Source organism: Caulobacter sp. 17J65-9, assembly GCF_010975005.1.
Classification (GTDB): Bacteria; Pseudomonadota; Alphaproteobacteria; order Caulobacterales; family Caulobacteraceae; genus 17J80-11.
Map to the genome: position 1 here is coordinate 1 of NZ_JAAIVC010000175.1, position 7,609 is coordinate 7,609.

7 protein-coding genes and 1 other RNA gene are annotated in these 7,609 nt (G+C 70.1%); 6 read left to right on the plus strand and 2 right to left on the minus strand.

Translation table 11 applies throughout. The features are described from left to right. The 3 genes from G3573_RS18445 to G3573_RS18455 form a co-directional block, all read left to right on the plus strand. Positions 1-1,476 (plus strand): ATPase, T2SS/T4P/T4SS family (locus G3573_RS18445; RefSeq protein WP_163263153.1); only part of this gene is annotated, 1,476 nt, incomplete at its 5' end. 8 nt (positions 1,477-1,484) lie between these two features. Then, positions 1,485-2,477, plus strand: coding sequence for a type II secretion system F family protein (locus tag G3573_RS18450; RefSeq protein WP_163263159.1), 993 nt, complete (start codon positions 1,485-1,487; stop codon positions 2,475-2,477). A 10-nt stretch (positions 2,478-2,487) separates the two neighbouring features. Beyond that, complete coding sequence (locus tag G3573_RS18455; RefSeq protein ID WP_163263154.1) at positions 2,488-3,456, plus strand: type II secretion system F family protein; 969 nt, start codon at positions 2,488-2,490, stop codon at positions 3,454-3,456. 5 nt (positions 3,457-3,461) lie between these two features. On the opposite strand, the gene G3573_RS18460 is transcribed toward G3573_RS18455, so the two are convergent. Together G3573_RS18460 and nudC are read right to left on the minus strand one after the other, a co-directional pair. Continuing rightward, complete coding sequence (locus G3573_RS18460; RefSeq protein ID WP_163263155.1) at positions 3,462-4,481, minus strand: FkbM family methyltransferase; 1,020 nt, start codon at positions 4,479-4,481, stop codon at positions 3,462-3,464. Between the two features lie 68 nt (positions 4,482-4,549). Continuing rightward, positions 4,550-5,485: an NAD(+) diphosphatase gene (gene nudC / locus G3573_RS18465; RefSeq protein ID WP_163263156.1), complete on the minus strand. Its 936-nt coding sequence runs from the start codon at positions 5,483-5,485 to the stop codon at positions 4,550-4,552. A 129-nt stretch (positions 5,486-5,614) separates the two neighbouring features. Here nudC and G3573_RS18470 point away from each other — a divergent pair, with 129 nt between their 5' ends. The 3 genes from G3573_RS18470 to G3573_RS18480 all read left to right on the plus strand — a co-directional run. Further along, the gene (locus tag G3573_RS18470; RefSeq protein ID WP_163263157.1) at positions 5,615-6,031 is read left to right on the plus strand and encodes a hypothetical protein; all 417 of its coding nucleotides are present in this window, start codon (positions 5,615-5,617) and stop codon (positions 6,029-6,031) included. 65 nt (positions 6,032-6,096) lie between these two features. Next, positions 6,097-6,195, plus strand: an RNA gene (gene ffs, locus G3573_RS18475) — signal recognition particle sRNA small type. Between the two features lie 121 nt (positions 6,196-6,316). Beyond that, on the plus strand, positions 6,317-7,609 hold a 1,293-nt coding region (locus tag G3573_RS18480; RefSeq protein ID WP_163263158.1), incomplete at its 3' end, for a DNA polymerase III subunit gamma/tau.

The following is a 7,609-nucleotide window of genomic DNA, read 5'->3' on the forward strand; positions in this document are numbered from 1 at the left end:
GCCGCGGCGCGTGCGGCTCCCCAGTCCCCGGCGCAGCCGTCGCCTTCCGCGCCGGCGGCCGAGCCGAAGCTCGACGCCCTCGCGCCCAAGCCGAAGCCGGCCGGCGGCGAGGCCCCCAAGGGCGGCGCCGGCGGTCCGAAGGCCACCGCCGCCTTCGAACAGCTGCGCGCGGCCCAGACGGTCACCGAGATCGTCCGTGAACAGAGCGACTACTACCACGCGACGAAGACCACGATCTTCAACGCGCTGCTGAACACCATCGACCTGGCCCAGCTGGCCCAGCTGGACCCGAAGGCGGCCGCGGAGGAAATCCGCGACATCGTCGCCGAGCTGGTGTCGATCAAGAACGTCCAGATGTCCGTGGCGGAACAGGAAAACCTGGTCCAGGACATCATCAACGACGTGCTCGGCTACGGTCCGCTGGAGCCCCTGCTGGCCCGCGACGACATCGCCGACATCATGGTCAACGGCGCCAACCGGGTGTTCATCGAAGTCGGCGGCAAGGTTCAGCTGACCAACATCCGCTTCCGCGACAACACCCAGCTGATGAACATCTGTCAGCGGATCGTGTCGCAGGTCGGCCGCCGCGTCGACGAGAGCAGCCCGATCTGCGACGCCCGTCTCGCCGACGGCTCCCGCGTCAACGTTATCGCGCCGCCGCTGGCCCTCGACGGCCCGACCCTGACCATTCGTAAGTTCAAAAAAGACAAGCTTACGATGCGCAACCTGGTCGAGTGGGCCTCGATCAGTCCGGAAGGCGCGCGCGTGCTCGGCGTGATCGGCGCCTCGCGCTGCAACATCCTGATCAGCGGCGGTACGGGTTCGGGCAAGACCACCCTGCTGAACTGTATGACCGCGTTCATCGACCCGACCGAACGCGTCATCACCTGCGAAGACGCCGCCGAACTGCAGCTGCAGCAGCCGCACGTGGTGCGCCTGGAAACCCGCCCGCCGAACCTCGAAGGCCAGGGCACCATCACCATGCGCGACCTGGTGAAGAACTGTCTGCGTATGCGTCCCGAACGCATCATCGTCGGCGAAGTCCGCGGTCCCGAAGCGTTCGACCTGCTGCAGGCGATGAACACCGGCCACGACGGCTCGATGGGCACGCTGCACGCCAACAGCCCGCGCGAAGCCGTCAGCCGTCTGGAATCGATGATCACCATGGGCGGCTACGGCCTGCCCACCAAGACCATCCGCGAGATGATCGTCGGCTCGGTCGACGTGATCGTTCAGGCCGCCCGCCTGCGCGACGGCTCGCGTCGCATCACCCACGTCACCGAGGTGCTGGGCCTGGAAGGCGACGTGATCATCACCCAGGACCTGTTCGTCTACGAGATCAACGGCGAGGACAAGGACGGCCGCGTCATGGGCCGCCACCGCTCCACCGGCATCGCCCGGCCGCGGTTCTGGGACCGCGCCCGCTACTACGGCCTGGAGCGCGAGCTGGCCGAGGCCCTGGACGCGGCGGAGTAACGCGCATGCTGATGACCATCCTCGCCGCCGTCCTCGGCTTCGTCACCATCGCCGGCCTGGGCTTCGCCTTCGCCGGCGGCGGCGACAGCTCCGAGAACGCGCTGAAGCGCGCCCAGACCTTCACCGCGCCCGACGCGGGCCGCCGGATCAAGTCGGGCGCCACGCCGCGCCGCGAGGGCAAGGCCAGCGATCCCGAGAGCCGCCGCAAGCAGATCATGGCGCAGCTCAAGGAGGTCGAGGAGCGCGACCGCAAGGCGCGGGTCACCATCGCCGCCAAGCTGCGTCAGGCCGGCGTGGCGATGGCCCCGCGCACCTTCTGGCTGATCTGCCTCGGCGTCGGCCTGGTCATCGCCCCGGTGCTGACCCTGGTCACCCACAAGCCGCTGATCGGTCTCGGCTGCGGGTTCGCCGCGGGTCTGGGCCTGCCGCGCTGGGTGCTCGGCTTCCTCGCCAAGAAGCGCGCCAAGAAGTTCACCGGCGAGTTCCCCAACGCCGTCGACGTCATCGTGCGGGGCATCAAGTCCGGCCTGCCGGTCCACGACTGTCTCAAGATCATCGGCAAGGAGAGCACCGCGCCGCTCGGCCCGGAGTTCCAGCGCCTGGTCGAGAACATCGGCATGGGCGTCAGCCTCGAGCAGGGGCTGGAGAAAATGTACGAGCGCATGCCCACGTCGGAGCTGCGCTTCTTCACCATCGTCATCGCGATCCAGCAGAAGGCGGGCGGCAACCTGGCCGAAGCGCTGGGCAACCTGTCGACGGTGCTGCGTTCGCGCGCGCTGATGCGCGAGAAGATCAAGGCCATGTCGTCGGAAGCGACCGCCTCGGCCGGCATCATCGGCAGTCTGCCGCCGGCGGTGATGCTCATGGTGTCGCTGGTCAACCCTAGCTACATCGGCATGCTGTTCACCGACCCGCGCGGCAACCTGATGCTGCTGGGCGGCGGCCTGTGGATGACCACGGGCGTGCTGGTCATGAAGAAAATGATCTCGTTCAAGATCTGAGGGCGGGGACATGAACATCGTCAGCGTCCTCACCAACCGGGACAACATCATCGCAGCGCTGGTGGCGCTGCTCGTGTTCGGCACCATCGTCAGCCTGATGGCGCCCATGTTCGGGCGCGAGAAGCTCGAAAACCGGATGAAGTCGGTGGCCTCGCGGCGCGAGGACCTGAAGCGCCGCTCGCGCCAGGGCATGGCCAAGGACGCCAGCCTGCGCCACCAGGACGAGGGCTTCTACACCAACGTCGTCACCAAGCTGAACCTGAAGACCCTGCTCGAGGACCCCAAGGTCGTCGACAAGCTGGCCCAGGCCGGCTACCGCGGCCCGCGGCCGGTGACCCTGTTCTACTTCTTCCGCTTCGCCACGCCGTTCGTGCTGGCCTGCTTCGCCGCCTTCTACCTGTACGTCCTGAAGGTCGGGAACCTGCCGCCGATGACGAAGCTGGTCTTCGTCATGGGGGCCTTCGTCGCCGGCTACTACGCGCCGAACATCTACGTCGCCAACGTCGCTTCCAAGCGCCGCGACAAGATCATGGCGGCCTTCCCCGACGCGCTCGACCTGCTGCTGATCTGCGTGGAGTCCGGCATGTCGGTCGAAGCCGCCCTGCAGAAGGTCAGCGGCGAGGTGGGCCGCAGCTCGATCGAACTGGCCGAAGAGCTGTCGCTGCTGGTGGCCGAACTGAGCTACCTGCCCGAACGCCGCCAGGCCTACGAAGGCTTCGCCAAGCGCACCAACCACCCGGGCATCAAGTCGGTGGCCACCGCCATGGTGCAGGCCGAAAAGTACGGCACGCCGCTGGGCACCGCGCTGCGCGTCATGGCCAAGGAAAACCGCGACCTGCGCCTGGCCGCCGCCGAGAAGAAGGCCGCGGCCCTGCCGGCCCAGCTGACCGTGCCGATGATCCTGTTCTTCCTGCCGGTGCTGTTCGTGGTGATCCTGGGCCCGGCCATCCTGCAGATCATGGACATCCAGAAGGGCTAAGCGGCTCAGCGCCACATGGAGCGGGTCGAGACCCGGCTCCGGCGCGTCCGGAACTCCTCGCCGGCGACGAGCTCGCGATAGAGCCGTCGCAGGGGCAGCTCCTCCCGTCCGGCCCAGTGCGCCAGAGCCTCGGCCTCGGCGGCGCGGCCCAGCACCCGCTGGTAGGCCAGCGCGATCGCCGCCTCGGACGCCGGCGCGTCGAGCGAGGCCCCGGACAGATCCCAGGTCATCAGCCGCAGCAGGTGGTCTTCGTCTTCGATCGCGGCGGCGGCCAGCACGCGATCGACGAAGTTGCGGGCCCAGGCGTGGTCGGGGTGGCGCCGGTCGTCCAGCGCCGGTCCGAAACTGTGTAGGGCCACCGCGCCGTCGAACGGGTTGGCGGGCGCGAGGAAATGCCGGCCCAGCTCGGCGCGCTCGGCGGCGACGTAGTAGCGATTGACGCCGTCGAAGAAGACCGGGGCGTAGTCGGCGGCCAGCAGGGCCGGCTCCCAGTCCGCCCAGGCCGGCTCCGGCGCGTCCGGCAGGGTGGCTTCGATCACCAGCAGGGCCGGGCGCCAGCGACGCCAGTCGGCCCCGGCGATCACGTCGGCCTCCGCGCCTTCGACGTCGATCTTCAGAAAATCGATCGGACCGGGCGCGTGCCGCTCGCACAGCGAGGCCAGGGTGATGACCTCCACCTCCAGCCGCTCGATGTGGGCGCCGTGGCGGTCGATCAGCGCCGCCGGCTGTTCGCGCAGGGACGACAGGTGGTCGGCGTTGACGCTGACGTTGAACACGGCCCGCCCGTCGGCGCGGCCGACCGCGGTGCGCAGGTTCACGTCCCGGGGCCGCGCCCGCTCCAGCTCCAGCAGGCGGTGCGGCGTCGGCTCGGCGTTCACGCCCGCCCAGCCGCGCTGGTAGAAATGGTAGGTGGTGTTGCAGTGGACGGGGTGGCAGGCCCCGACGTCGATGTAGAAGCCCTGCGCCTGGTCGGCGAAGCAGCGCTGCAGGTACACGTCCTCGAACAGTTGCGCGTAGGACAGCATGGCGGCCGGACTCCTGAGGGACCGGCGCCTAAACCAGCGTCGCGGGGCGAAAGGTCAGGCTGGGCGCCTCAGCTCCCGAAGCCGCCGACCCACGCCTTCAGCAAATGGTGGGCGATGGCCAGCGGCGGCGGCGGGTGGACGCCGTCGAACTCGCCGCGCTCCAGCATGATCCGCAGCTCGTCGCGGGTGAACCAGCGCACCTCCTCCAGCTCGGTCTGGTCGGGCGTGGCGTGGTCGTTTTCGACCTCGGCGATCAGGCCGATCATCAGGGTCGAAGGGAACGGCCAGGGCTGGCTGGAGTGATAGACCGCCCGGGTGCAGATCAGGCCGGACTCCTCCTTCAACTCGCGCGCGCAGGCCTCCTCGAGCGACTCGCCCGGCTCGACGAAGCCGGCCAGGGCCGACATGCGCCCGTGCGGCCAGGCGCTCTGGCGGCCCATCAGGCAGCGGTCGCCCAGCACCGGCAGCATGATCACCACCGGGTCGACGCGCGGGAAGTGCTCGGCCTTGCAGGCCGGGCAGAGGCGCTTCCAGCCGCCGTCGACGATGTCGCTCTTCTGGCCGCAGGCGGCGCAGAAGCCGTGGCGGCGGTGCCATTCCAGCAGGCTCTTGGCCGTGGCCGCGATCGCCGCCTCGTGCGCCGGCAGCATCAGGGCCAGGCCGCGCAGTTCCTCGAACCGCCCCAGTCCCCGTAGCGGGCCTTCCGCGGGGTCGGCCGGACCTTCGAACTCGGCGGCGAAAACCGGCGCGTCCTTCCAGAGGCCGAGGAAGACCATGCGCTCCTCGCCGCCGGCGGCTTCCGACACCAGGTCGGCGCGCAGGTAGGCCAGCCGGGCGCCGGCGTCGCCGCCGGTCTCCACCAGCGGCCGGCCGTTCCAGACCGCCACCGCCAGGGCGTCGGGGCTGGCCATGTGCGCGGCGAGCCAGGCGGGATCGACCCGGCGGTCGCCCGCACGATCGAGCGGGTTGCCGGAGAAGGTGTTGGCGTAGGCGGTCAGGGGCATGCTGTTCCCATAGCGCCGTTCCGCCGCAGCGCGAAGCGTCGCCGACGTCATCGTCCTGTGTCCTTCGCGCGCTAGTCTCGCCGAACGCCGTTCGCTAGCGTTCGTGGACGGGGGATGAGGGGGACGAGAATGTCGTTGAAGCTCTTCGCCGTGGCCGCGGCCATGTTCGCCCTGTCCACCGCCGTGGTCGCCGCGCCCGAGGTCTCCGCCTGGGCCGCCCCGCAGGTCGCCGAGATGGACGCCTTCGGCTTCGGCCGGCCAGTCGAGGGCATGACCTTCGAAGGCGCCGCCACCGCGACCGAGGTCAAGGCCATCGAGGTCAGCGTGACCTCGCGCGGCTCCTACGCCTTCGTCGCCGGCTGCGGCGGCGACTGCGCCGACGTGGGCCTGCTGCTGAAGGCGGCCGACGGTCACGTGGTGACCCGCGGCGTTCCCGGCTTCAAGGCGCAGCTGGCGCCGGGCGACTACACCCTGCACCTGGGCTTCCAGCGCTGCGTGGAAGTGAAGTGCCGCTACGTCGTGCGGGGCTACCGCGCGGCCGGGTGAAGATTTCGCCCGCGACCTCTCGTCCAGAGCGCTTGCGTCTTCCCGCGTTGGAGACGATATAGGCCGCGGAGACTGGCGTGGGCGGAGGCCTCGCCAACCCGGTCAGGTCCGGAAGGAAGCAGCCGCAACGAGATCCCCTTCGGGTCACGTCCAGTCTCCACCTTCCCCACAAGCGGTCCGCACGCTGGCGAAAGCCGGGCGCCCAGGCTTTTTCTCAAGCCTTGAGGCCTTTACGATGCGCGCGCCCGCGCCTGGGGCGAGTGCTGAGTCGAGCGCGCCGAGCCCATGACCGACACCGATTACTCGCCGGACGTCGAAGCCGAGCGGGACGAGAACACCGCCGAGATGTTCGGCGCGCCCGCCGCCGCGGCCGAGCCGGCCGGCAAGGCCGACGCCTATACGGTGCTGGCCCGCAAGTACCGTCCGAAGACCTTCGAGGACCTGATCGGCCAGGAGGCCATGGTCAGGACCCTGACCAACGCCTTCGCCACGGGCCGCATCGCCCACGCCTTCATGCTCACCGGCGTCCGCGGGGTCGGCAAGACCACCACCGCCCGCCTGCTGGCGCGCGCGCTGAACTACGACACCGACACCGTCCACCAGCCGTCCGTGAACCTGACCGTGGAGGGCCGGCACTGCCAGGCCATCATGGCCGGCCAGCACATGGACGTGATGGAGATGGACGCCGCCTCGCACACCGGCGTCAACGACATCCGCGACATCCTGGAGAGCGTGCGCTACGCGCCGGTCCAGGCCCGCTACAAGGTCTACGTGCTGGACGAGGTCCACATGCTGTCGACGGCGGCGTTCAACGCCCTGCTGAAGACGCTGGAAGAGCCGCCGCCGCACGCCAAGTTCATCTTCGCCACCACCGAGATCCGCAAGGTCCCGGTGACCATCCTGTCCCGCTGCCAGCGCTTCGACCTGCGCCGGGTGGAGCCCGACGTGCTGGGCCCGCACCTGGAGAAGGTGGCTTCGCGAGAGGGCGCCCTGGTCGATCAGGAGGGCCTGTCGCTGCTGGCCCGCGCCGCCGAGGGCTCGGTGCGCGACGGCCTGTCGCTGCTGGACCAGGCCCTGGTCCAGGCCGAGCGCGGCCAGATGGTCAAGGCCGAGGTGGTGCGCGACATGCTGGGCCTGGCCGACCGCGGCCAGACCATCGGCCTGTTCGAGAGCCTGATGGGCGGCCGCACCGCCGAAGCCCTGGAGGCCTTCCGCACCCTGTTCGGGTTCGGGGCCGATCCGGCCCAGGTCATGTCCGACCTGCTGGAGCACGCCCACGCCGCCACCATCGGCAAGACCCTGGGCCCCGACGCCACCCGCCTGCCGGCCGAACAGGCCCAGCGGCTGACCGCGCTGGGCGCGACCATCTCCGCGGGCGCCCTCGCGCGGGTCTGGCAGATGCTGCTGAAGGCCTATGACGAGGTCCGCCGCGCGCCCGATCCGGCCGCCGCGGCCGAGATGGCCCTGGTGCGCCTGGCCTACGCCGCCGACCTGCCGGGCCCGGAAGAGGCGCTGAAGCGTCTGCAGTCCGGCCAGCCGCTGACCGGCGGCGGTCCCGGCGCGCCCGCCCCGTCGGGC